The sequence below is a fragment of the Vibrio tapetis subsp. tapetis genome (assembly GCF_900233005.1).
Taxonomy (GTDB): domain Bacteria; phylum Pseudomonadota; class Gammaproteobacteria; order Enterobacterales; family Vibrionaceae; genus Vibrio; species Vibrio tapetis.
This window is the reverse complement of sequence record NZ_LT960612.1, coordinates 642,024-665,985: the sequence shown is the minus strand read 5'-3', so window position 1 is coordinate 665,985 and position 23,962 is coordinate 642,024. Positions and strand designations below refer to the sequence as shown.

The 23,962-nt window shown below is 42.0% G+C and carries 15 protein-coding genes; 5 read left to right on the top strand and 10 right to left on the bottom strand.

Annotated elements, in window-relative coordinates; all coding sequences use genetic code 11:
* Positions 1–246: 246 nt before the first annotated feature.
* A complete protein-coding gene (gene sstT / locus VTAP4600_RS20115) occupies positions 247–1,470 on the top strand; it encodes a serine/threonine transporter SstT (protein WP_102524560.1) in 1,224 nt (407 codons plus the stop codon).
* A 153-nt stretch (positions 1,471–1,623) separates the two neighbouring features.
* Here sstT and VTAP4600_RS20110 read toward each other — a convergent pair whose 3' ends face one another.
* Positions 1,624–2,760, bottom strand: coding sequence for a tetratricopeptide repeat protein (locus tag VTAP4600_RS20110; protein ID WP_145958600.1), 1,137 nt, complete (start codon positions 2,758–2,760; stop codon positions 1,624–1,626).
* Between the two features lie 653 nt (positions 2,761–3,413).
* Between VTAP4600_RS20110 and VTAP4600_RS20105 the strand changes: the two genes are divergently transcribed.
* A complete protein-coding gene (locus tag VTAP4600_RS20105; RefSeq protein ID WP_102524559.1) occupies positions 3,414–6,191 on the top strand; it encodes an amylo-alpha-1,6-glucosidase in 2,778 nt (925 codons plus the stop codon).
* Positions 6,192–6,271: 80 nt separating this feature from the next.
* On the opposite strand, the gene VTAP4600_RS20100 is transcribed toward VTAP4600_RS20105, so the two are convergent.
* Together VTAP4600_RS20100 and VTAP4600_RS20095 are read right to left on the bottom strand one after the other, a co-directional pair.
* Positions 6,272–7,120, bottom strand: coding sequence for a MalM family protein (locus VTAP4600_RS20100; RefSeq protein WP_102525458.1), 849 nt, complete (start codon positions 7,118–7,120; stop codon positions 6,272–6,274).
* A 76-nt stretch (positions 7,121–7,196) separates the two neighbouring features.
* Positions 7,197–8,477 (bottom strand): carbohydrate porin, encoded by a 1,281-nt coding sequence (locus VTAP4600_RS20095; RefSeq protein WP_172443231.1) that lies wholly within the window; start codon positions 8,475–8,477, stop codon positions 7,197–7,199.
* Positions 8,478–8,916: 439 nt separating this feature from the next.
* On the opposite strand from VTAP4600_RS20095, the gene glgX reads away from it, so the two are divergent.
* A complete protein-coding gene (gene glgX, locus VTAP4600_RS20090) occupies positions 8,917–10,875 on the top strand; it encodes a glycogen debranching protein GlgX (protein WP_102524557.1) in 1,959 nt (652 codons plus the stop codon).
* A 235-nt stretch (positions 10,876–11,110) separates the two neighbouring features.
* On the top strand, positions 11,111–12,883 hold the full coding sequence (locus VTAP4600_RS20085; protein WP_102524556.1) for a sensor domain-containing diguanylate cyclase: 1,773 nt from the start codon (positions 11,111–11,113) through the stop codon (positions 12,881–12,883).
* A 49-nt stretch (positions 12,884–12,932) separates the two neighbouring features.
* Here VTAP4600_RS20085 and VTAP4600_RS20080 read toward each other — a convergent pair whose 3' ends face one another.
* Positions 12,933–13,919: an arginine deiminase-related protein gene (locus VTAP4600_RS20080; RefSeq protein ID WP_102524555.1), complete on the bottom strand. Its 987-nt coding sequence runs from the start codon at positions 13,917–13,919 to the stop codon at positions 12,933–12,935.
* A gap of 343 nt (positions 13,920–14,262) precedes the next feature.
* On the opposite strand from VTAP4600_RS20080, the gene VTAP4600_RS20075 reads away from it, so the two are divergent.
* The gene (locus VTAP4600_RS20075) at positions 14,263–16,125 is read left to right on the top strand and encodes an ABC transporter ATP-binding protein (protein ID WP_102524554.1); all 1,863 of its coding nucleotides are present in this window, start codon (positions 14,263–14,265) and stop codon (positions 16,123–16,125) included.
* Positions 16,126–16,233: 108 nt separating this feature from the next.
* On the opposite strand, the gene VTAP4600_RS20070 is transcribed toward VTAP4600_RS20075, so the two are convergent.
* The 6 genes from VTAP4600_RS20070 to VTAP4600_RS20045 form a co-directional block, all read right to left on the bottom strand.
* The gene (locus VTAP4600_RS20070; RefSeq protein ID WP_102524553.1) at positions 16,234–17,232 is read right to left on the bottom strand and encodes a GGDEF domain-containing protein; all 999 of its coding nucleotides are present in this window, start codon (positions 17,230–17,232) and stop codon (positions 16,234–16,236) included.
* 207 nt (positions 17,233–17,439) lie between these two features.
* Entirely contained in the window at positions 17,440–18,318 is an 879-nt protein-coding gene (locus tag VTAP4600_RS20065; RefSeq protein ID WP_102524552.1) for an NAD(P)-dependent oxidoreductase, read from the bottom strand.
* 69 nt (positions 18,319–18,387) lie between these two features.
* Complete coding sequence (locus tag VTAP4600_RS20060) at positions 18,388–19,104, bottom strand: YebC/PmpR family DNA-binding transcriptional regulator (RefSeq protein ID WP_102524551.1); 717 nt, start codon at positions 19,102–19,104, stop codon at positions 18,388–18,390.
* A gap of 83 nt (positions 19,105–19,187) precedes the next feature.
* The gene (locus VTAP4600_RS20055; protein WP_102524550.1) at positions 19,188–19,397 is read right to left on the bottom strand and encodes a DUF3283 family protein; all 210 of its coding nucleotides are present in this window, start codon (positions 19,395–19,397) and stop codon (positions 19,188–19,190) included.
* Positions 19,398–19,679: 282 nt separating this feature from the next.
* Entirely contained in the window at positions 19,680–19,880 is a 201-nt protein-coding gene (locus tag VTAP4600_RS20050; RefSeq protein WP_102525457.1) for a PA3496 family putative envelope integrity protein, read from the bottom strand.
* 638 nt (positions 19,881–20,518) lie between these two features.
* On the bottom strand, positions 20,519–22,495 hold the full coding sequence (locus VTAP4600_RS20045) for a replication initiator protein RctB domain-containing protein (RefSeq protein WP_102524549.1): 1,977 nt from the start codon (positions 22,493–22,495) through the stop codon (positions 20,519–20,521).
* Positions 22,496–23,962: the final 1,467 nt, after the last annotated feature.

Sequence of the window (23,962 nt, the reverse complement as noted above, 5' to 3'; positions counted from 1 at the left end):
TGCATAATTAAATATATTTTGTCTTTTTTATAACGACCCATCGTTCTAGTAACAAATCGGTATCATCGATATCATTCAAAATGGATCATTAGATCAACATTAAACTCCAAACCTATTAACCTAAGCCTTATATAAAAGATAAATTTTAACCACTTTATAGACAAATTCACCATTAGCGCTATCATAGCCACGATTCTCCTCTTGTAGAGAGAATACGACTACAATTTAAAAAGTACAGGGACTGATATGAATAATAATTCATCTATGCTGATGAGGTTTGCCAATGGTAACTTGGTCTACCAAATCTTATTCGGCATCTTTTTTGGTGTTATGCTTGCGATCTTCTCACCAGAAACCGCCGTTAGCGCTCAACTATTGGGTAGCCTCTTTGTAGGAGCCTTGAAAGCCGTTGCACCTATTTTGGTTTTCATTCTAGTTGCGGCTTCCATAGCCAACCAAAAGAAAAACCAACACACCAACATGCGCCCTATCATCGGGCTTTACCTAGCAGGTACTCTTTTTGCTTCTCTTACAGCCGTTGTAATGAGTTTTGCATTTCCAACCACTTTAACACTTGCTGCTTCCGCTCAAGGTGCAACACCGCCACAGGGCATTGCAGAAGTCCTGCATACGTTGTTATTTAAGCTGGTAGACAATCCTGTAAACGCACTGATGAACGCAAACTACATCGGTATTCTTGCATGGGCTGTCGCGCTAGGTTTAGCACTTCATCATGCCTCAGATACCACTAAGGCTGTGTTTGAAGACCTAAGCCAGGGCGTATCTCAAATCGTACGTTTCATCATACGTTTGGCACCATTTGGTATTTTCGGTTTAGTTGCAGCAACCTTTGCTACAACAGGCTTTGGTGTCCTTATGGGTTACGCGCAGCTGCTAATGGTATTGCTTGGTTCAATGGCATTTATGGCACTTGTGGTTAACCCTGCGATGGTTTACTTCAAAACACGTCAAAACCCTTATCCGCTCGTATTTCAGTGCTTACGAGAAAGTGGCGTAACGGCATTTTTCACACGTTCAAGTGCGGCTAATATTCCGGTAAACATGAACTTGTGTAAAAAACTGAATCTTCACGAAGACACGTATTCGGTTTCTATTCCTTTGGGCGCAACCATTAATATGGGTGGCGCAGCCATCACGATTACCGTGCTAACGCTTGCTGCTGTACATACGATGGGCATTCAAATCGATATTATGACGGCCCTATTGCTTAGCATTGTTGCTGCGGTATCAGCTTGTGGTGCTTCAGGCGTTGCTGGAGGCTCTCTGCTTCTTATTCCGCTCGCATGTGGCCTGTTTGGTATCTCCAATGACGTCGCAATGCAGGTCGTTGCGGTGGGCTTTATCATCGGTGTTATCCAAGATTCTGCGGAAACCGCGCTAAACAGCTCAACCGATGTTGTATTCACAGCAGCCGTTTGCCAAGCAGAAGAAGCCAAACAAAACGCCTAGTCATGGTGGTAACTTAGTCACTGCTCATCGGATCAAATGATGATAATGATTAATTAAAAGCACCATAATAAAAAAGCCCGCCTACTGTTTTCAGTATGCGGGCTTTTTAATGCGTTAGTTTTGTTATGAGTCGATATCAAGTAGCCAGAAACGTTAAGAGGAGGTTTGCTGCATCCCTTGACTATAATCCGAGGACGCCGCTTTAGTTGGTTGGTCTGATCCTTTTTGCACCTCCGATACCTCCAAAGAAGACGGCGGCATCATAAATTCATCACCATCGACATCAGGAAAGTACGCCTCACGTTTGTACATCTTGTTCAGCGCTTTTATCACGGAGTGCTTCTTGATTTTATTCTCTTTCATCCGCACGAGTATTGGCTTAGAGACGCCTTGTAAACCAACAATGGAGTCTATTTCAATCTTACTTGATATATCATCTCGACGCTTTTTCGCAGGTTCATAACCAAATTGTGCTGAAAGGTAAAACCAAATATAAGAAAGCGCATACCCATGGTCGGTGTCCACTTTTGCCCATAATTCACCGGCCCGATATTGTGCACGTCCACTGCCTGTCTCAGCGGCGACTTCTAGCCAATAGGATGCCCTGACAAAACTTTGCTCCACTCCAATCCCTTTCTCATAATTATTGGATAAGCGTACCATCCCTTCAATCGACTCTAGTTTTGCGGCTCTATAGTGCCACTCTGCAGATGCCAAAGGATTGGGGTTAGGGTTTGACTCTGCAACACACCAATCGCCCATATATAACTGCGCATCGATAATGTCATCGTTGGCGACTTCTTCGATCATCGTGATGGCAGCGTCAATGTTTTGCTCGACGCCGAGACCTTTAAGTAGGCATAAACCAGCTTCAAACTGAGCGTGTTTATCACCACCGCGAGCTTCAATTACTTTTTGCCAATATTTAGATTTTAGCTTTAGTACTGGGTGCTCTGAATGCTTTTCACACAAACGAACCATGCTGTACATCGCTATTTCATTATCGGCAAGAGAGGCTCGCTCATACCAATGCAGAGCTTCTCTCAAGTTGTGCGACTCCGCCTCTTTGGCTAAGAATAATTGTGTTGGCACGTGACCAGTTTCTGCTTTGTATATTCGTTCCTGACTTTCGCGCTCACGCGCCGCCAACATCGCTTTACGATAGGCTGCTTCTCTGGCAATTTTCTCTGCTTGCTCTCGCTTTTTTTTCGCCGACAAAGAAAACATCCATATCACAACCAATAGGAGTGAAATAGCACCGGCACCAATCGCAATGGTAATTATATTCATAGGTCACTGTATAAGATTTATATCCCCTATAGTGTAACGGTATTAGGGGGAGTTTATTAAACAATTTAGCTCTGAATATTGAAGGGGGTTGTCATTTAGCTAACGTGATTCAGCGTAGAAATGGGTTACTGGCTGATCTAGAAGAGGATTTAATATTTGTACTGATTCGACTTAGTAGAAGTACGTCATTCCTTCACCTAACTTGAAAAATAGGTCCATAGTCATGAATCGTCTTTGGTTCAGTGCATACCGCCTTACCCTGTTATATGCACTGAACTCGACACACGCGAGATTTTGTTCCTGATTCCGTTCACACTTCAGACAACTAAAAATCGCTCAATATCGTCAATAACGCTATTTCGCTCACTTCTGCAAACTAGAGATATAGATAATAACTATAGCATCACCATTTCACCTATTTCCCAGAGAAGCTAACTCAAGCTAATATTTTAAGATAAAAATCAAAAGTTGCCTCATCCACATCAATAGGGAAACGACGATTAATGGCTAGCCGCAGCTATAGACGACGCGACGCAATACATTCACCTCACAATCCTTCCGAAGTTAACGTCTACAAATGCAGTTAAGCTCATTGAGCATAATCCCACTTTTTACATGACTTAGTTATCACCGATCCTATATGGACAATTACCATGAATTCACAACCAACTCTGTACGTTAAAGGCTCTTTCAATGGTTGGAGCCTAGATACTCCAATGATAAAGATCACCAATCATACCTTTGAAGGAACCATGTGTTTATCTTCAGACATGCATCGATTTAAAATTTCCAATTTTGATGGGACTCCTGATTGGACTTTTTCAAACATCGACCTCAAATCAGCCCCTTGCCCTCTTGATACAGTATTTGATCTAGCGCGAGCACATGACGTCAGTAATGATTTATTGATAAATGTAACAAAAGCAGGTTTGTTTACTATTACGTTAGATCTCTCGCACCAGACTCCAACATTACGGCTTACCAGAAAAAATAACGCTGTTATAGAAGACGTTGATCGTGCCATTTTCTCATCCGAGTTAACAGCTAAGGTAAATACTGTTCCTAACTGGCAGTACACCACCCGAGCCGTTTCACCAAACGAGTTATATCGTCACTTAGCTATCGAAGACGTCTTAAGTTATCCATTTGTATTCGGTGATAATGTTGATGGGTACTATGAAGGACGCACGCACGCGATCACCAATAGTGGTAAATATCGTCATCAAAAAGGGTGGATACTCGGTGGTTTTCTGAGCTTCGTAAATGGGCATGCAAATAACAAACAACAAGCGAGAAAAGCTCGATTACTACCGTATGGTATCGAACATGACTACTCGGACTCTCAATCAACAGATAGATTAAGTGTGATTCAAGGGCAGCGTTTAGCCTGCTTAGCCATTGAAAGCGCTTCACAAACTAAATTAGCAATCTTACCCGAGTTAAATATCGGCAAACGAAATTCCACATTACAGGTTATAGACGGGTGCCTGATATGCGAAATAGACAAACAATACATACCAGCAGGAAGCGAACAATTCGTTGCTATATCAGCGAATCAACCCATAGATATTAACGAAGAGGCAGGGCAGTCACCATTAGTCGATACGTTGCTTTCTTCCAGTAAAGATACTCTATGTTTACGACTGACCAGTAAAAAACCGACGAAAGAGTTGACCGTTTACCTATCATTTTCAACCACACGAGATGAAGCGATACAAACAGCCAAAAGTGCAGCGCAAGACCATGCATTTTTGCATCACAAAAAACACCTGTATGACTTCCTAACAACCAAAAACTATTTATGGACTAATGACCTTCAATATAACCGTTCCGTCATGTGGGCTCGGTTGGCAAGCCGATCTTTTGTGAACAAAGAGTTTGGTAAAGGGATTTGGGCAGGTTTACCTTGGTTTAAAGACTGCTGGGGCAGAGATACTTTTATCGCTCTATCGGGAACCAGCCTAATAAACGGCATGTTAGAAGAAGCAAAACACATTATTGAAAATTTTGCAGGCATGCAAATGATGGATAAGGCATCACTCAATTACGGACGAATTCCGAACCGTGTGACCAGTAAAACTAACATAATTTATAATACGACGGATGGAACCCCATGGATGGTTCGAGAAATAATGGAGTACTTAAATTACAGTGGCGATACTGAGTTTATCCACTCCATCTACCCTGTTGTTAAACGCTTTATTGAAGGGATAGAAATGAACTATCTCGCCGATGATGGATTAATGACTCATCGTGATCCAGACACTTGGATGGATGCAAAAATTGAAGGTAAATTACCTTGGTCTGCGCGGGGTCCGAAAGCAAATGATATCCAAGCGCTTTGGTTTGAAAGTTTACAGTCAGCGATCACCCTAGCTTCCCTTGTAGGAGACGAGACGAATCAACAGCACTGGAAAGACCTTGCAAATAAAGTACATAGAAACTTTAACACCAAGTATTGGGACCATGATAAGCAACGGCTAGCCGACTGCTTACAAACAGGCGATGTTGCTAATTATAGCTCTCGCCCAAATCAATTAATGATTCTAACGATCCCAAATCAGAAAAAACTGGTTAGCAATGAAGTTGCGCAATACATGATTAAAAATTGTGTTGATGAGCTTCTTTTTCCGTGGGGAATTTGCTCTTTAAGCCAAAACCATGAAGATTTCCATCCGTTCCATGACAACCAAAATCAGTACCATAAAGATGCGGCCTATCATAACGGTACTATCTGGGGCTGGAATGCTGGCTTTACCGTCAGCGCGTTGACAAGGTTCAAGCAGCAAGATTTTGCGTATCAATTCTCTAAAAATTTATCCGACCAAATCCTCTCTCAGGGCCATAGAGGTACTATGAGTGAAAATCTCAATGCTTATCAATTGAATCCAAAGAAATTAATTGAAAGTGGGACGTTCTCTCAAGCATGGTCAGTGTCTGAATTTGCACGTAACGCACAACAAGACTATTTAGGTTATAAACCATTATTAACTAATGACCGTATATATCTCGAACCGCATATTCCTACGCAATGGACTAAATTCGATGCCAGTGTCCCTTTAGGGAGATCAAACAGCATTTGGATACACTACGAAGATGATGGGAGCAAGATAATTTTTAGCGTGACTCCAACGGATCCAGTCGATGAGATCGATCTTCACTTGAAATTAACACTAGCAAATGATCAAGCTCTACTTTGCATCGCCAGCCTCAGTGAGAGATTACAGATCGTTATCAATAAAAACGATAGCACCTACCAATGTAATAGATCAGGCGTAACAGCACTCAAAACACACGCCGAGTCATTCGATTTATTAGAGAACCTTTCGTTTGCATCACCTAACGATGAGCTAAAACATATGGCACTTGAACGAACGAACTATATGTACAATAAAATCGTTGCTCTCAATCTGACTGACTCACAGGATTAGCCTTTCCCCTTAACTAACGAAACAATTAAAAAAGGAGCTGATTTCAGCTCCTTTAAAGTAACCCGACTATAATGACGTCTCTACTTGTTGATATTTACTGCCGTGACGAATGCCTCTTGAGCTCCATCAATATTTAATGCTTTAGCTTCATCTAATAGACTAAGAGCCTTAGGAAGGTCACCCGCCTTTACTGCATCTTGGATAGCTGAAATATAAAAATCTTGTGTTTCAGGCTGAACTTGAATAACTGACTTGGCTTGGTTCTTTCCTGCGACGACTTCAGCTGTTTTCTGCTCACTACGGAATGGACGTAACTTTAAAGTTTTCACTTCCAATTCGAGAGTACCACCGAGCTGATGAGTATATACTGGGTCAATGGCCATAGGCATCACTTCACCAAACTCTTTCGCTCTTACTTTCGCTGGGTGCTCCACTTTTACTTTTGTTCCTAACATGTCCGCTGGGGTCGAAATAACAAGGTAGGGCGCTTGACTTGCATCAATGGTAAAACGAGTGATATATCGTGTTCTCGTAAATGCATCGGATGGCAATGTTTGAAAGTCAGATAATTCAATCGTTCTTACTACATTAAATGATTGATCCAACAAAATGGCTTGAGGAGCAAAAATGCTATCATCAATGAACAAGCTCGATAATGTTACCTGAACGTCTTTCGAACGATCGCTGAATCTAAATGCTGAAAAATGACTATTGCCTTTAGCGAAGCGCGCAACAGGTGAAGCTAAGTCGATTTCGAATTTTAGATCTTCATTGTCGTTAAGCTGAGCGTAGGGGAACTCAGAATAAGTAGAACAACAAATCTCAGAATTTGTAGGAGCTTCAAGCTCGATGTTTACTTGCTTATCGGAAGCACAACCAGCAAGTAAAGTTCCTAAAATTACGGCGATAAACGAGTGTTTATTATTCATCATTGTTATCTCACTATCGGTTGATGATTTAAAGCAAAAAAGGCAGCCCATAGGCTTGCCTTAAATATTAACTGGTTTAGAACCAGATTTCAGTATGAACACCGATTACTGTTTCAGTTTTATCAGTCATACCCAGGCCACCTTGGCTACCTTCGTCAGTCATGTAGTAAGCAACATATGGCTTAACTTGTGGACGACCAAAGTAGTCAGAGTTAGCTGTGATTGGCAGCGCAACTTCAACCATTTTAAACGTGTTCTTATCTTTACGTCCCCATGCAGCACCATCAGTTAAGTCTTCAATACCGATAGAACCTGTGGCTTCGAAACGCAAGTTATCATTAATTTTTACAGATGGACGAGCTGCAATCATTAAACGAGTTACGTTGTCTTGACCGTAAAAATTGTCATTATTGAAGTAAGTAACTTCAGTACCTAGCTGTACTGTGTCGTTAATGTTCAACACACCATACGATGTAGCAAAGATACCCGTAGAATCCTCGCCAAAGTCGCCAGACCAGCCACCAAAGTTTGAACCACGGTTTGAAGCGATGCCTTTACCGTAACCAATACCAGTTTGAGTCCAACCATCTAAGCCATAGTAGCTAGTGTTCAGAGTAATGCTACCACCGAACCCTGTTTCAGCACTGTCTGAACCCCAAGACGTTTTCTTGTCGCCTTGATTTGCTTGCGTCATGTACTTTAGGTCAAAATCCAGTTTACCAAAGCCAACATCAACACCGTAGAAGTAAAAGTCTAACGAAGATAGCGTTTCACGTGGGTTTGCGTGCGTTGTTTTACCCGCATCAGGGTCAGCCATTACGTAAGCAACACCCGCTGTATGACCGGCTAACTTAGTTTGAACACCAGCACCAATACCTGAAGATTGTTTCCAAAACTCACCAGAAAGAATACCAGCAGAACGGTTTAGGAAGCGTTGACCACCCCAAACTGAAGTCTCTTCACCCAGCACGCCACCTAGCTCTACATAGGCTTCTTTAACTTCAAATTGTGCTTCTGAATTCTCTTTTTGTGAACCAGAAGACGAATAAGCGTAAGAGTTACCATTACCGTATTCAGTACGCACTACATAATCAGCCCAAACTCCGCTTTCATATTCAGTGTGCTTCTTAACTGTGAACTCTACTTGGTTAGTGCTTTTACCTGAAGTACCTGCAGAGGCATAATTTGGTTTACCAAATTCATTATCAGTAGTAGTGCCGTCCACTTGACGTACATTTGAAGACATGTAGCCATGAACTTCCCAACCATCATCTACTGTATCTGTTCCTGCAGCAAATGCCGTACCAGTTGTTAAAGCCACACCCACTGCAGCAGCAATTACGCTTAGTTTTTTCAAAGACATCGTTATCTCCTTAACGATTAATTTATAATTCTTCTCTTTTTTATTAGTGGGCTCTTACAGGTAACAAGGCAGTAATTACCTATAAAAGCACTAATTTTAAGATTCAGAGTTTTTTGTTCCACGAGACACAGAATATGGCGAACAAGGAGAGAACGCGTCCTCCGCCCCAAGTATTATTAGGGGGGAGTAGAAAGGAGGAGAAAAACCGACGACAACGATATTTGCGGGTGATATCACTAATTAGGGTGTGAGTTTGACATTCAATTCAATTTTACAGAGCTACATAGTGAGAGGGCGTTCAAAGATCTGCTATGGTGAGCGGATAAAAAAGAAATAAACTTTCATTTTAAAAAGTGAATTTAGGTGGTTGCGTCTCAACGCTAAAACTCATATTTTTAGACCATAAGATAAAACAACAATATTAAGAATACTCATGGATACGAATCAAGCACGCCCTTACCCTTTAGGTGCGACCTTAGATAACAGTGGATGTAACTTCTCGATACATGCACCGGATAGCGAAAAAATTTCACTGGTACTATTTAAAGACAACGAAGAATTCGAAACGTTCGACCTGATCAGTGGAAAACTAGGAATTAAATACACCTACGTCGCCAATGTCCAAGCAGGACAAAAATACGCTTACGTTGTCGAGCATCAAGATGAGTCATTACTTATTTCTGACCCTTATGCTCGCGCACTGGATAAACCACTACATTACCAGCCACCGTTTACTGCAGACAAAAGCTGGCAAATCGCTAAATCTATTGTTGTGAATAATGAATTCGATTGGCAAGGGGTGCAATCTCCTAACCGCCCAATAGACGAGGTCATCTTATTTGAGACGCATGTAAAAGGCGTATCCAAGCAACACCCAGAACTACCCGAAAACGAACAGGGGTGTTATTTAGGCCTTGCTAACCCTGCGATGATCCGCTTCTTTAACCAGCAAGGCGTGAATACCGTACAACTATTGCCCGTTACCGCTTGCATGCATGAGCCTCATCTCCTTGAACAAGAACGTGTAAACTATTGGGGCTATAACCCTTACGTATTTATGGCACCCGACCCAAGGTACGCCTACCAAGATGCGGTAACAGAATTAAAAACCACCGTAAGAGAACTGCACCGCAACGGCGTTGAAGTCGTGATGGATGTGGTTTACAACCATACGGCTGAATCAGGAGACGGCGGCCCTGTCTTCAACCTAAAAGTGCTTGATGGCAAACACTACCTTCGCCACGATCATCATTTTTCAAATTACACAGGTTGTGGCAATACGTTAGATTTAACCCACCAGCCAACCTTAAATCTCGTCATGGATACTCTGCGTTACTGGGTCAAAGAGTTTCATATCGACGGCTTCCGTTTTGATTTAGCCGCGACCCTTGGCCGCAATCACGACAGCTTTAACGCACAGGCTTCCTTTTTTCAAGCGGTAGGACAAGACCCAATTCTACGAGAAGTTAAACTAATAGCCGAACCTTGGGATATAGGCCCGAATGGCTATCAAGTCGGTAACTTTCCTGATGGCTGGAATGAATGTAACGATAAATTCCGAGACATTACCCGTAGCTTCTGGCGTGGCGATCACGGCTATTTAAAGGAATTTGCCACCCGAATCATGGGATCTCGTGATATCTACTCAGCGAGTCGTTGGCCAGAAAAACTCACCGTTAACTACATTACTTACCACGATGGATTCACCCTACAGGATTTGGTTTCTTATAAGCACAAGAACAACATCAAAAACGGGGAAGGTAACCGAGACGGCCACGGTGACAACCGCTCAGACAACTATGGTATTGAAGGCGAAACCAGCAACATGCTGATCAAAGCGACTCGTGAAAAGCAAAAGCGTAACTTCATGGCCAGCTTATTATTTGGCTTTGGTATCCCGCATATTCTTACCGCCGATGTACTGTCCCACAGCCAAAATGGCAACAACAACGCTTATTGCCAAGACAACGAACTCAGTTGGTTAAACTGGGATCTAAACGACACAGAACAGCACTTTAAAAATTGGTTAGCTGAACTCGTGGCTGCAAGAAAGCAATATATGCTGCCATTTATTAAAGCGTTTAGTGGGCCAAGCCGCAATGACAATCGTGTAAATTGGCGTCGCCCTGATGGCGAAATGATGAGCCATGACGACTGGAACCGACTACGCGCTATTTCTTTGCAACTAGGGATTGGTAAGGATGGCGACGAGCTTATCTATTTAATCAATCAGTCTACGGTACCCGCTCGCTATAAACTCCCCTCTCAGGAAGACAAGCAATGGCGATTAGTTTGCGATACCACGTTACACAAATCTGATGATGCCGCGGTAAAAGGTGAGCAACTCGTTGAACCCATGTCGATGACTATTTTGCTCAGCTCCAATCAATAAGCTCACGACGTTATACGGCTGACTTTAGTAGGTTTGATGCAATATCAAGCCTACATATTGCACATTAACATATGATTCACCGTACAATCATTGAGCACTTCACGCCTATTTACTATAAATTTTTACATCTAATTATTTTCCTTGCAATATGCATTGATGCGCATCACATTTGTGATTACTATGTGGACAAAATGGGAACCCCCTCCCACTATTAAAACTGCATATTATAAACGTCATGGCCTTACCTAAATTCTTAATTAAATTTCTACGCCCGCTACTCATTACTTTAATTGGCTATATGGTTTTACTTGCCTACCAGCAACTGAACCGATCTGAAGAGATCGCCATCAAACAATCTCACGCCAACTTACGAACCGCGTCAGTACTTATCGATTCTCATATCGAATCAACCATCAATAAATTCTTTATTCTTGAACAAACTTGGCTTCATAAAGGCTTTTCGGCCTATCAAGATGTAGTCAAACAAGTTCTGCTCGAAACCCCGACCTACTCCGATATTATTTTGCATTCGGAAGCTAAAGACAGTTATACATCGTTGCACGGAACCGAAATTTCTAGCGAAATGGCGGAATCATTATCTTGGCATAAGATCCACAATCACAACCAAGAATTTGAAGTGTCTACTGTTTACGAAAAAGAGCCTGGTCACTGGGTATTTGCCATCCGCCATTCCAATCCGAAGCTGCTGTACAATATGTGGATTGAATTTGACCTCCTGTATGTCACCCAACACCTCCAATCACTGAAAACCTTGCAAGATGGGTATCTGTTTATTGTTGATCAAGACACTCAGCGCTTAATCTACCACCCGGATGCAAAACTGATAGGAAAGAAATCCATTGCTTACCTATCAGGTATTGAACAGCAAATACTAGAAGGCAATCAAACTGATCTAATCGAGTATTATTATAAAGATAACTTCAAACTCTCTGTTTTTGATTCGAACAACAATCTGGGCTGGGTCTATGTTTCAGGGACTGACCGTGCCGATATCATGAAAAGCAGCGCTCAATTTAGCTTAACGGCGGCCGTTTTATTTGTGATGCTTCTGCTTTTTGTCGCCATTAATTACTTGTTACGTCAGCTTAATCTTGAGTTCCAAGCACTAAGCAATACCACTAACAGGCTTGAATTTAAAAACCAACTCAAGCACATATTCAAGCGTTTTTGCTGTCATAAAGGCGTACAGTTATGTCTATTCGAACGAGAAAACCATACTTTTTTCACTGTCGATTATCACGGCGAACTCACTGCAATAATGGAAGATAAACGCTTTTCTGACAGCATTTCTGATAATGCAATCCACTACTATTCAGGCAATAATCGAGACGATCTTGCAAAGCGACTGCGTTTCCAGTCTCGTCATTATCGAGTGCCTCTTTTTTACCACCAGGAACTGCTTGGCGTTATTTATATGCACGCTTCCCTGCCCACTCACCGTACTATCCTCAGCATTATCCAAGGAGCGGCAGAAAACGCATTGTGTAACTTGTTATTAAAAGAGAAAGCAACGTTCAAAGATCCAATGACGCAGCTGGATAACAAATTTTTATTCGCAAAAAGTCTCGAACGTGTCATTAAGAAAGGGCAAGGCTATCTGGCGTTTATCGACATAGATGAGCTAAAAAGCATCAACCAGTGCTTGGGGCATTTCCATGGCGATCACACCATTGTAGAAACGGCAAAACAATTACAAGCTCTATTTCCAAAGCCGACTGTAAAGAGTATTGCACGATTAAGTGGAGGGGAGTTTTGCATCTTGTTTAATGCTAGCAATAACAAAGAAGCCTATGCATACCTAGAAGCCCTACGTGACACAATAAGCCAGCATGATTACAGCTTTGAACATCAACCGCTCAATATCACACTAAGTGTTGGACTAACCCGCATCACGGACTGCCAACAATCTAGCATCAATCGAGCGGATTTTGCACTGGATAAAGCAAAGCAAAATGGCCGCAATCAGGTGATCATGTATGCGACCTAACCATTGCTTTTAAAAACTAGAGCATTTAAAAACCAAGAACAAGCAAAGGCTAAAGATTCGGGGTACGTACAGGCAAAAAGACCTCACCTAGCATACAACGTACACTGCCTCCGCCAATCTGCTCGATGGTGTTAACATCAAAAGGAAGCAACTTGCCATGACCCGCCAGTTGCTTTTTTTGTGCCTTGGAAAAGTGATTGAAGGCCGAAGATGACATCGCGATCACCTTATTTCCATTCACCGTTTCTAATTGTAAGATATTGCCGCAAAAATTAAGCATTTGCTGATAGCTAATGGATATCACTTGCTTATCTTTAGCAAGTGAACGTAATACAAAGCGACGTTCAAATTCTGGGATCACTTCATCACATATAACGCAAAAGGACTCCCCTACCGCCATCATGACATTCGTATGGTAAACCGGTTGCCCAGAAGGCAATTGAGTTTGAAAACTAATCACACGATCATAACCTAACCGTTCAGCATACTCTTCGAGCATTGAGCGATCGCACCGTGCAGACAAAGCCGCGTAAATCGTTTTATTGTGATGATCTTTTACCATCACCCCTGTGCTTTCCAAAAATGCGTCTTTATCGTTTATCTGAGTTAAATCGTGGTGATCTTTAACCACACGTCCCGATTCCAGTAATACTTGTGTTAATGACTCGACACGAACTTCATGTCGACGGTTTGCGCACGCCATAGGAAAAGTATATATCTCTCCTTGAGGCGTGGTGGAAAACCAATTATTAGGAAATACAGCGTCAGGCGTACTAATGGAAGACACAGGGTAATCAAGTTCTATCACCTGCACGCCCTCTCGACGTAACTGATCGACCATTTGGCCATATTCGCTCAGAGCCTGTTCACGAACCTTCGCCGGGGTCAATCTCAAGCTATGCTGAAACTCATTGTCCTGCGCCGTTTGAGCATTAAAAGCAAACTCTTTGGGTGGCACCATAACAACAGCGTTAGCCGTGTGTTGAGTGGACGCCTCATGAATTGGGTTTAGCATTTCAGAGTAGGACTGCAACATAGAATATCCATAGAGTGATGAGCAAGAAAGCTCAATTGTAATCACAATGTTACAAAGATATTTCCTGAAGTTTAGTTATTTCAGGCTCAATTTTGGGAATAATTGCTGTCAAAAATATCAATAACCGTAAAAAAGCCTGTTATATTATGATTAACCCATTCCCAAGACTGTTCATTACAAAAAATAAGATTGACCCGACACCTAATTTCGTTACAAATTACCAACTTTGCGGTAGGCTAAACCTTAAGCAGGCTGCTTCTTTTCCCATCAATAATAATTCTAACGATTATATTCAATTTACCTCTGTCACACATGATTAAGGTTCAATGCTAGGAATCACTATATGTTCAAAAAATTCGAAAGCTTTACCCAAGCTTTCCCCAAAGAAGATCCCGAACAACCGCCAAAAGGCATATTGGCATTTTGTCGCCATTACACACGTGGCTTTGAAAAACCATTATTGGCCATGGCTCTATTGAGTACGACTGTTGCCATCATCGAAGTCTCATTATTTGGCTTCATGGGTCAATTGGTCGACTGGCTAAGCACCAGTAATCCCGAGACGTTTTGGCAAGAAAACAGCACAACCCTTATTGGCGTGGGTGTGTTGCTCCTTGTTGTCATGCCAATTTTGGTAACCATTTATTCACTCACTGTTCACCAAACTCTACTTGGCAACTACCCAATGTCTATCCGTTGGTTAGCTCATCGATACTTACTCAAACAAAGTGTGTCGTTCTATCAAGACGACTTCGCCGGCCGAATCGCGACAAAAGTGATGCAAACCTCGCTGGCCGTTCGTGAGACGGTGATGAAAACGTTCGATGTATTTGTTTACGTCTCGGTTTACTTCACCTCCATGCTGGTGATTCTTGCTCAAGCAGACATCCGACTCATGATCCCATTAATGGTCTGGTTGTTCGCTTATATTGGCATTCAAGTCTACTTCGTGCCGAAATTGAAGAAAGTCGCTTCACTACAGGCTGATGCCCGCTCGACCATGACAGGCCGTATCGTTGATAGCTACACCAACATCTCAACGGTAAAGCTGTTCTCCCACAGCCAACGAGAGCTTGAATATGCCGAAGAAGGCATGGAAGAGTTCCTAGATACCGTTAAACGCCAGATGCGCCTGGTAACAGGCTTTGATGTGTGCGTTGAAATTGCCAACTACATATTGGTATTCAGCGTTGCAGCCATGTCTATTTATCTCTGGACAGAAAGCGCCATTACCATTGGTGCTATTGCCCTTGCGATCAGCTTGGCATTGCGTATTAACGGCATGTCAATGTGGATCATGTGGGAGGTCGGTGCATTATTCGAAAACATGGGCACCGTCGTTGATGGGATATCGACCCTATCAAAACCCGTCAGTATCGAAGACAAGCCCAATGCTAAAGATATTAAAGTAGAAAAAGGCGGCATTCATTTTGATGACGTTAGCTTTAACTATGGTGAAGATAATAAAGGCGTATTGAACAACCTTAACCTACACATCAAACCTGGTGAAAAAGTCGGTTTAGTCGGGCGTTCTGGTGCTGGCAAGTCAACACTGGTTAACCTTTTATTGCGTTTTCACGATGTAGAAAAAGGCGCGATTCGAATCGATGGACAAAACATCTCAGAAGTCACTCAGGACTCTTTGCGCAGCAAAATTGGCATGGTAACCCAAGATACTTCCCTGTTGCATCGCTCGATTCGTGACAATATCTTGTATGGTAAGCCAGATGCCGGTGAAGAGGCGCTGATTAAAGCCACGCAACAAGCTCACGCCCACGAGTTCATCGAAACCTTAACCGACCCATTCGGTAATGTGGGTTATGACGCTCAAGTCGGTGAACGAGGCGTTAAGCTCTCTGGGGGTCAACGTCAGCGTATCGCAATTTCTCGAGTATTACTCAAGAATGCCCCTTTATTGATATTAGATGAAGCGACTTCCGCGCTAGATTCAGAAGTCGAAGCGGCCATTCAGGAGAGCTTAAACGAATTGATGCAAGGCAAAACCGTTATCGCCATTGCTCACCGTTTATCCACCATTGCTGCAATGGATCGTCTTATCGTACTTGATAAAGGCAATGTGGTTGAGCAAGGCACCCACCAAGAGCTTATTCAATCTGGAGGCATTTACGCGCAACTGTGGGCACACCAAACAGGTGGATTCATTGGTAAAGAATCTGAGCAAGAGCCAGAAAGTTCAGACAGCTAACTGCTAACTGCTAACTGCTAACAAAATTAATTTAACTAAGATCTAAAAAGGCTCAAACAACGTATTGTTTGAGCCTTTTTATTGAACCGGTATTTTGTCGTTCCAACCCTAAATAGGCATCACTCGGTTTCTTCCCAGACGTTTTGCTTCGTACAACTGGATATCGGCTTTATCGACAATATCTTTGCCCTGCTCACCGGTTTTGAATTCCGCCACACCAAATGAAGCGGTAATACTATCAACTTGCTTGCCGCTACGACGATCGCGGATAGTGAGTTTCTCCAACGCGGTACGTACTGACTCAGCAAATCGAATTGACAGCCTCAAATTCTTATTTGGCACAATGAAAGCAAACTCTTCACCACCGAATCGGTACGCAGAAATGCCATCGCGACAACTTGCTTGTAACCTCTTCGCAAGTGATTTTATTACTGAATCCCCAAAAAGATGGCCAAACTGGTCGTTATAATTTTTGAAGTGATCGATGTCTAGAATAACTAAGCTAAATGGCGTATCGCCCAAACAATAAGCCGAAAGATTTCGGTCAAATGCGCGGCGATTGAGTAAATTAGAAAGGCCATCAAATAGCGCATCTTGTTGGAACTGAGTTAACTGTTCTTTTAATTGCTCTATTTCACCACTCGCCACACTCAACTGACTATTCAAAAACTGGGTTGTATGACGAATGTCTTGTGATTCAAGCATCAAGTTACGAACTAACCCCATCACTTCATCTTCTACTCGCTCTAAGCTACTAAAGCTTTTATCAATCTTTTGCTGGAAATTGTTGGTGTTTACCAATGTATCATTCATAGAATGAGACACTTCGGTCAGCATGCGCTCTAGGCTTTGACGAAGTTGTTGAACATCTGATTCCGTCTTGTTAGCCACATATTCACGGTATAAGGCTTCACCTTTAGCTGGTGGACAAATTCCGTGCTCATCAACGACCTGATCAAGCTCTTTATTTAGCTCCGGTAATGCGTTGTCAACGTATGTGTACCACAACGCATAGTTACTCGGAGTCGTGGCCACCTGATTTTTAATCATCAATGGCACCGCTTTGCGCAGATTTTCGGTAGCCTTCTGAAATTCTTTTTTACTCATATACACTCACTGCAGTTGGCGAGATCATTCTTTTCATAAGATTAGCTGAAGACGGCCTATGTTTCTCGCTAAACAAAGGAAATATCTAACCATCAAACTCAAAGCGCAGTATTCGACTCTTACTGCACCTGTTAAACCTTCATTAAATTTAATCCGGAAACACAAAAAACTCAACAATTTACACTGTAAAGCCATTCAGCCATGAACTTAATTCGATTCCGCTTCCTTTTGTACTGCCTTGATAATAACAGAAGTATCCATCCGGTTCAGACCTTGGCTCGCCAATTCCTGATATGCTGTCATCGTCTTATCAGTAAGAGGTAATTTGATGCCTTGATTTTGTGCTTCTTGTAAACAGAAACCTAAATCTTTGATCATCCAGTCAATGGCAAAACCAAAATCAAACTTACCTTGTGACATTGTCACTGCACGGTTTTCCATTTGCCATGAACCTGCTGCGCCATTTTTAAGGCAATCAACTAATGTTGAGATATCCAAGCCTGATTTTTCAGCAAGTAATAACCCCTCAGACAAACCATTAAGAACGCCTGCAATACAAATTTGATTGACCATTTTGGCTCGCTGACCTTGACCGTTCTCTCCCATCAGAACAGAAGATTGAGCATAAGAGGCAAAGACAGGCTGCAGGGTTTCGAACAGATCGTTGCTGCCACCACACATCACCGTCAGCTTGCCGTTCTCAGCGCCAGGTTGACCACCAGAAACCGGGGCATCCATAAAGCGAATATTAGAAGCCTGCGCCGCTTGAGCGAGTTCTTCAGCCAATTCTGCAGAAGTGGTGGTGTGATCAACAAGGATAGCGCCAGCTTTCATTGCAGCGATGGCACCGTCATCTTTAACCGTCATGGCACGAACGTCATCATCATTACCGACACAAACACACACTACATCGGCATCTTGAACACACTCAGCAACAGAGTCGGCCATTTTGCCATGGTAACGCTCAACCCAAAGTAATGATTTTGCCGTAGTGCGATTGTATACCGTGACATCAAAGCCAGTATGTTGCAGGTGCCCGGCCATAGGAAAGCCCATCACTCCAAGCCCGATAAAACTAATTCTCATCCTCTACTCCCTGTATCTAGCGCAGTAATAAAAAAGCCGAGCTAAGCTCGGCTATTTTCAATTTAATTTTTACAACTCAGCGTTGTGGTAGACCTGCTGAACATCATCACAGTCATCAAGCATGTCTAAGAATTTCTGGAACTTCTCAGAATCTTCTTCCGCTACTTGCGTCGTCGTTTGAGGAACGAAAGTGATTTCCTCAACGTCTAGAGTTAGCTCTGGGAACGCAGCGTTTAGTGCCGTCTTCGTTTTGAAGAACTCAGTCGTTGGAGCGAATACAGTGATAACACCGTCTTCTAGCTCAACGTCAGTCACGTCTACGTCTTCCATCATTAGCGTTTCTAGAATGATCTCGTCATCTTCGCCTTTAAACTGGAATACAGCTTGGTGAGCGAACATGTGAGAAACAGTACCTTCAACACCGATTTTCGCGCCAGTCTTAACGAAACATTGGCGAACGTCTTGGAAAGTACGGTTGCCGTTATCAGTTAAACAGTCAACGATTACGCTTGTACCACCTGGGCCAAAACCTTCGTAACGAGCTGGTTGGAAGTCTTCACCGCCGCCTCCATTCGCTTTATCGAGCGCTTTATCGATAACGTGAGCGGGTACTTGGTCTTTCTTCGCTTTAGCAATCAGGTGCTTAAGAGGTAAGTTCATGTCTGGGTCAGAGCTACCGTTCTTAGCCAGTACGTAAATCTCTTTACCGTATTTAGAATAAACTTTAATTTTTGCGCCTGCAGTTTTCGCCATTGAGGCTTTGCGCACTTCAAAACTTCTTCCCATCGGGATCTTCTCTCTAATTCAATTAACGGAGCAAATTCTAGCAAATCCTGTCCTCAGTTCAACTGAGCGGCTCACTAAGCTGATCAAGCAAGTCCCATCACCCGCTTATACTTTTGCACAGATTGGTCAAACAGCTCGCATTCAGGTTCACTTTTTAAGGTTTTTCGGTGTTCCATCAGCGCTTCAGGGCCGGCTTGAGCTTGCTTAATTTTCCAAACAAGAAACGATGCTTGCTTATCGATCTCGACCTTATTCTTCTCATCAGACGGGAGAAGAGACAAATTAAACGGCATTTGAACGGCCTCAATCAGTGTTAAATAGGGGAAGAATATAACATAGCAAACCTTTTATGGGGAATGCCCAAGCTCATAATTCAGGGTGCAAAAATTGTTTTGGCTCAATAACTGAACAGATACCCTATATCTGTCAGGTATTCTCCAAAGGCGAGTGTTCGTTGAGGCCATAGACAAAGCCGTCCGCTAGCGTGGCTTTGCGTTAAACATAACAAAGGGCGCCTGAGCGCCCTAATACGTAGAAAATCAAATTACCCATTCTCAGCAGCTTTAGACACTTGATCAGTGATGAATCAAACCAAGCTCTTCCGCCTCTTCCATGGTCAAACCGCTTTCTCTTATTTCTCTTAACGCTTCGATTCTTCGACGCGCTTCAGCAGATTTCATTTGTTTGTTTGATGATTTAGGGGTGTCTTCGTCATGAAGATCCCACTTTTCAGCAATCCGAGTCATTTCATTATGGTCAATAGAATTAATGGACATATTCACCTCAAGCAACACCATGTTCGGGACACCTAATCAGTATCAAAGCCATTCCAACTTGTTAAGCAAAATTACTACGGAATGTGAGCTATACAATAGTTCCGATACTAATATTACAACGGTCAAAAATATGCTTTGCGATTGTCAAAAAGGACGATTAGATTTGAAAAATTCCCCTCCAAATAAATGGTGTGACTTAGCTCACTGCTTTGTACGCTAGCACGCATATTTAAAATAGAATGACCATCAGAACGCCCTTTCCCATTAAGTATAGTCTTTAAATTCTGGAAACATGATCAAGTAAGCTAAATCCCTTGATCATGTTTCCGCAAGGGCAAGAAGATCAAGTCATTAGAGTCAATTCCAGTCCTGAGATCCGTTCTAATCGAACCAAGACAGATAACGTAATCAAACAATCGATAGTTCATGTAACGTCGCGGGAAACAATAGCAAAGAGAAGAGAAGAGAAGAGACAAATTTTAGACAAAAAAAAGCGAGTAATCCATACTCGCCAAAGATTTCATTATTCATGAATGAACAATATGAGCCATCTATTAAATCATTGAAATGAAAAACTTCATTTCGTGTACAACTATAGCGATAACTCAGACCTAATTGTCAAAGTAATGTCAAATTGATTAAATACCCACCGCGACTTCATCTAATACCCGAATAACCGATTCATCGATATGACCATCCAGTATCTGCTTACAGATCTTACGTCGCACCGCTAAGCCACCAATGAGCCGTTCAATCGATAGATGTTTAGTATTCGATTGGCTATTAAATAGCTCGATCGTCTTACTCAGAGTTTCGTATGGGATAGGTTCTTCACCGACTCTCAGCCAATCGAGCTTCTCTATGAGCTCCTGACACTCATCTTGAATAGAACTCGCTGAATGCCCTGTCATTGCAGATAACGCCGTTATGCTGCGCTCTAGAGCCTCTGGTGAGGTATATTTTGACAAAGTAATCGTCAGCTCGTCTGCGTTAATTTCCACAAGGTGTTTACGCTGCTTCACTCGGCGTCCTAAACGGCCCTTTGGTGACGATGGTCGTCTTTGAATAGGTTCAAACTCACCATCAATAATTTCAGCAAGCTCAGCCAACTTTTGGGTCGAGACCATTTCATGTCGTAATGGGTTAGGTAAGGTTGGCGCCATATTTCGTTTGCCAGCATTGGTCATACGAGCACGAGCAAAGCGCAAGACCTCGTCGACGTCACATCTAATATCTACCTGGTAATCAACGACTTTTCCTTTATCAACAATGCTGTTCACCGTTAAATGGTAGCCCCATAGATTAACCGTGAAGACCATCTCAGAAATCTCACCTTCAGAAAGCTTCTTCAACTCTCTGATCAATTCCATAGAGAAACGACGCCAATCAATGTTACGAGCCAACTTTTGGTTTAATTCGCTCAGTAGCATGCTGTCGGTAAAACGGCGTGACATACGGCTTCTGAAGAACGAATAGAGTTGGAAAACCAAAGTATGCTGACGCAATATCTCTGGCGGGAACAAGAAAAAGTAATCTTTCGTAAGCAACTCTTCGTAAAAAGAGGGTTCCCAAACTAAAATATATAAATTGGGTTTAATTCTGATCTCGCCGGCTTCGTTTTCTTGCGGAGCTTCTTCAGAGGCGGTAATTGTTCGAGCTAAGAAGCGAAAACGATCACTCTTGAAGCCTTCAGGCATGTTTTCGCTCATCCAACGGCCAGTCAACTCATGCAGTTGAAAGTCTGTAAATTCGATACGATCGATACTTTCTCTGATTGAGTCTCGTGCTGGACCACTGTCTTTTTTGCCACGTAGAGACAGGATATCGGTGATGTATAATGGCGTTTTGTTCGGAACTTGCTTGCCGTTTAGCTGATAGTCTTCCTGATGGTGTTCATGGTACTGCACCGTTAACGTAAACAACGCAAACAACGTCATTAGATCATCAACCGTCATGATATTTTTCGACGATCTTGTTTCGATAACTGCACGACTACCTGAAATAGATACCATTGATTTTTGATAACTTTTCCGAGTTCTAGGAGGAGCAAGAGCCTGATCTATAATACCCGCCCAATTTGTTGGGGATACAACAAATTGCTCAGATTCATCTTTCATTGAAGGAGGAATATTCAAACCATGTTCGGTTAATAAACGTCGATTAACTTGAGTTTGTGCCAACGCTTTGGAACGTTTTTGCTTTTCACTCAATTTACTGGATTCAGTCATAAGGCTCGTTGCCCCTAATACTGAAATCAGCTGGCTTGGATTTACGAAACTGTGCAGCATCGTTTTACCCGCTAAGCCTTGTTCAAACTTTACGCCAGCCTGTTTAAATAAACCGATACTTACCGCTGCTCTAAGGCGTTGCTGTATCGCAGCTCGGGTTAATTGACCTTCAGTAGCTTCAATCAACTCGGTTGTTGATACATAGCCATCTTTGCTTGAGAAACCTCTTAGTGAAATGAGGTTGAGCAATTCCACAATACTTTTTGTGACACCTTTAAAGTGTTGATATTGCTCAATCCAATCTACGGTTTGTTCACTGACCAAAAATAAGTGCCCATCTTTATGGCTTCGAGGGGCTTTAATTAAGATCTTTTCTTCTGAAGTCATTCTTAAGTCCGTGTTCCATTAACCGTAATTTCACTATAGTTCCAAAAGAATAAAGAAATTTTGATTAAAATGAAAGAAGAAATTTATGATTCTTTTAAGCTGATCTTATTGATTAAACTGATCTATATTGATTAACTGATCATATGATCTAGCAAAGAAATTAATTGTAAGTAACTGTTATTAAACAACTAAAAAAAATACGATTGGGAAGCATGATCATAAGATCTCAGAAACGATGATCAACATAAGCTTGAAAGCATGATCAAAAATGGCTGAAAAGATGATCATGACAAGATCGAACCTATGATCATTAAGGGATCGAAACGATGATCAAGAAAAGCGCACAGGTTATCCACAGGTGTAGGGTGAAGTGTCGCTTTGAACAAGCAAATAAAAGCGAAAGCATGATCACCAAACTTCATTTTACAACGAGCCGAACTAATTTCACACGATTTTGGATCCAAATACATTGCGATTAAGCGTAAATGCGATCATATGATGACGGCAAAGTTATTGAAAGCATGATCAAAGGCGGAATAGGTCTATTGAACTGCATTTTGATTTACATTTTTGGCAAGAACTCGATTGGAACTATGTCAGCTCGCCTTATTTCACCGTACATTCACCGTAAAAGCATCGACTATTTACATGCTTCCGAAGAATGTAGACTCTTGATCATCGATCCGTAATGGATCGGTTCTATCGACTGAGTAATGCGTTCATTTATTCACCTATATTTCTCTTGATCATTTTTCCGTAAGCAAGAATATTAAGCGAAAGCATGATCAAGGCCGACTACCTTGATCATGCTTTCGTCATGTTGAGGAATAACATGGTTTATTCGAGTTGTTGGCAATGGACGTGATTCTTTAATCGAGTAGACATTGACCGTAGTTTCGCCAGATAAAGTAATCGTTCCGGTGTAAATTCAGGCTGGAGGGACGTATTTTTTTTATATTTTGAGCCTATATCGCTCGTAAAATCCCGTAAGCATGATCATGGTAACTGCATTTAGACGTGTTGGTCTTGGCTAATTTGGGTTGAATACCCAGATAAAAGCCATCACAAAAAGGTTATTACAAACGGTATTTACCTAAATATAGGCCGTCGTAATGCAGAAAAATAGATCTGATCAGGAAAGAAACGAGAAACTTTTTACGTTAGAAATTTGAATCTCTTTATTTGCACTTTTCGACATAAGTGATTTTCTTCCTGTGGTCGGCTTGTTAAGTTTTGTCACTGTGTTGATATCATTATTTGGGTTCTAACAATTTCTTATGACGTTATTAGCCGTGACGTTGTAGAGTCAAATGTTCTTATTCCTAAGGTTACACGGTTAATAAATGAACTTTACACTGTAAATAAGTGACGTCGTAACACTTTAAATCTGAGTAACTAAGGAGACTTAGGTTAAGTGTAAAATATGCAAAATAATGGCGTTAAAAACAGCACATGAAGGTTTGTTAA

Excerpts from the sequence above, each read along its gene's own strand:
- sstT (WP_102524560.1), top strand. The coding sequence starts at position 247 with ATGAATAATAATTCATCTATGCTGATGAGGTTTGCCAATGGTAACTTG.
- VTAP4600_RS20110 (WP_145958600.1), bottom strand. The coding sequence starts at position 2,760 with ATGAATATAATTACCATTGCGATTGGTGCCGGTGCTATTTCACTCCTA.
- VTAP4600_RS20105 (WP_102524559.1), top strand. The coding sequence starts at position 3,414 with ATGAATTCACAACCAACTCTGTACGTTAAAGGCTCTTTCAATGGTTGG.
- VTAP4600_RS20100 (WP_102525458.1), bottom strand. The coding sequence starts at position 7,120 with ATGAATAATAAACACTCGTTTATCGCCGTAATTTTAGGAACTTTACTT.
- glgX (WP_102524557.1), top strand. The coding sequence starts at position 8,917 with ATGGATACGAATCAAGCACGCCCTTACCCTTTAGGTGCGACCTTAGAT.
- VTAP4600_RS20085 (WP_102524556.1), top strand. The coding sequence starts at position 11,111 with ATGGCCTTACCTAAATTCTTAATTAAATTTCTACGCCCGCTACTCATT.
- VTAP4600_RS20080 (WP_102524555.1), bottom strand. The coding sequence starts at position 13,919 with ATGTTGCAGTCCTACTCTGAAATGCTAAACCCAATTCATGAGGCGTCC.
- VTAP4600_RS20075 (WP_102524554.1), top strand. The coding sequence starts at position 14,263 with ATGTTCAAAAAATTCGAAAGCTTTACCCAAGCTTTCCCCAAAGAAGAT.
- VTAP4600_RS20070 (WP_102524553.1), bottom strand. The coding sequence starts at position 17,232 with ATGAGTAAAAAAGAATTTCAGAAGGCTACCGAAAATCTGCGCAAAGCG.
- VTAP4600_RS20065 (WP_102524552.1), bottom strand. The coding sequence starts at position 18,318 with ATGAGAATTAGTTTTATCGGGCTTGGAGTGATGGGCTTTCCTATGGCC.
- VTAP4600_RS20060 (WP_102524551.1), bottom strand. The coding sequence starts at position 19,104 with ATGGGAAGAAGTTTTGAAGTGCGCAAAGCCTCAATGGCGAAAACTGCA.
- VTAP4600_RS20055 (WP_102524550.1), bottom strand. The coding sequence starts at position 19,397 with ATGCCGTTTAATTTGTCTCTTCTCCCGTCTGATGAGAAGAATAAGGTC.
- VTAP4600_RS20050 (WP_102525457.1), bottom strand. The coding sequence starts at position 19,880 with ATGTCCATTAATTCTATTGACCATAATGAAATGACTCGGATTGCTGAA.
- VTAP4600_RS20045 (WP_102524549.1), bottom strand. The coding sequence starts at position 22,495 with ATGACTTCAGAAGAAAAGATCTTAATTAAAGCCCCTCGAAGCCATAAA.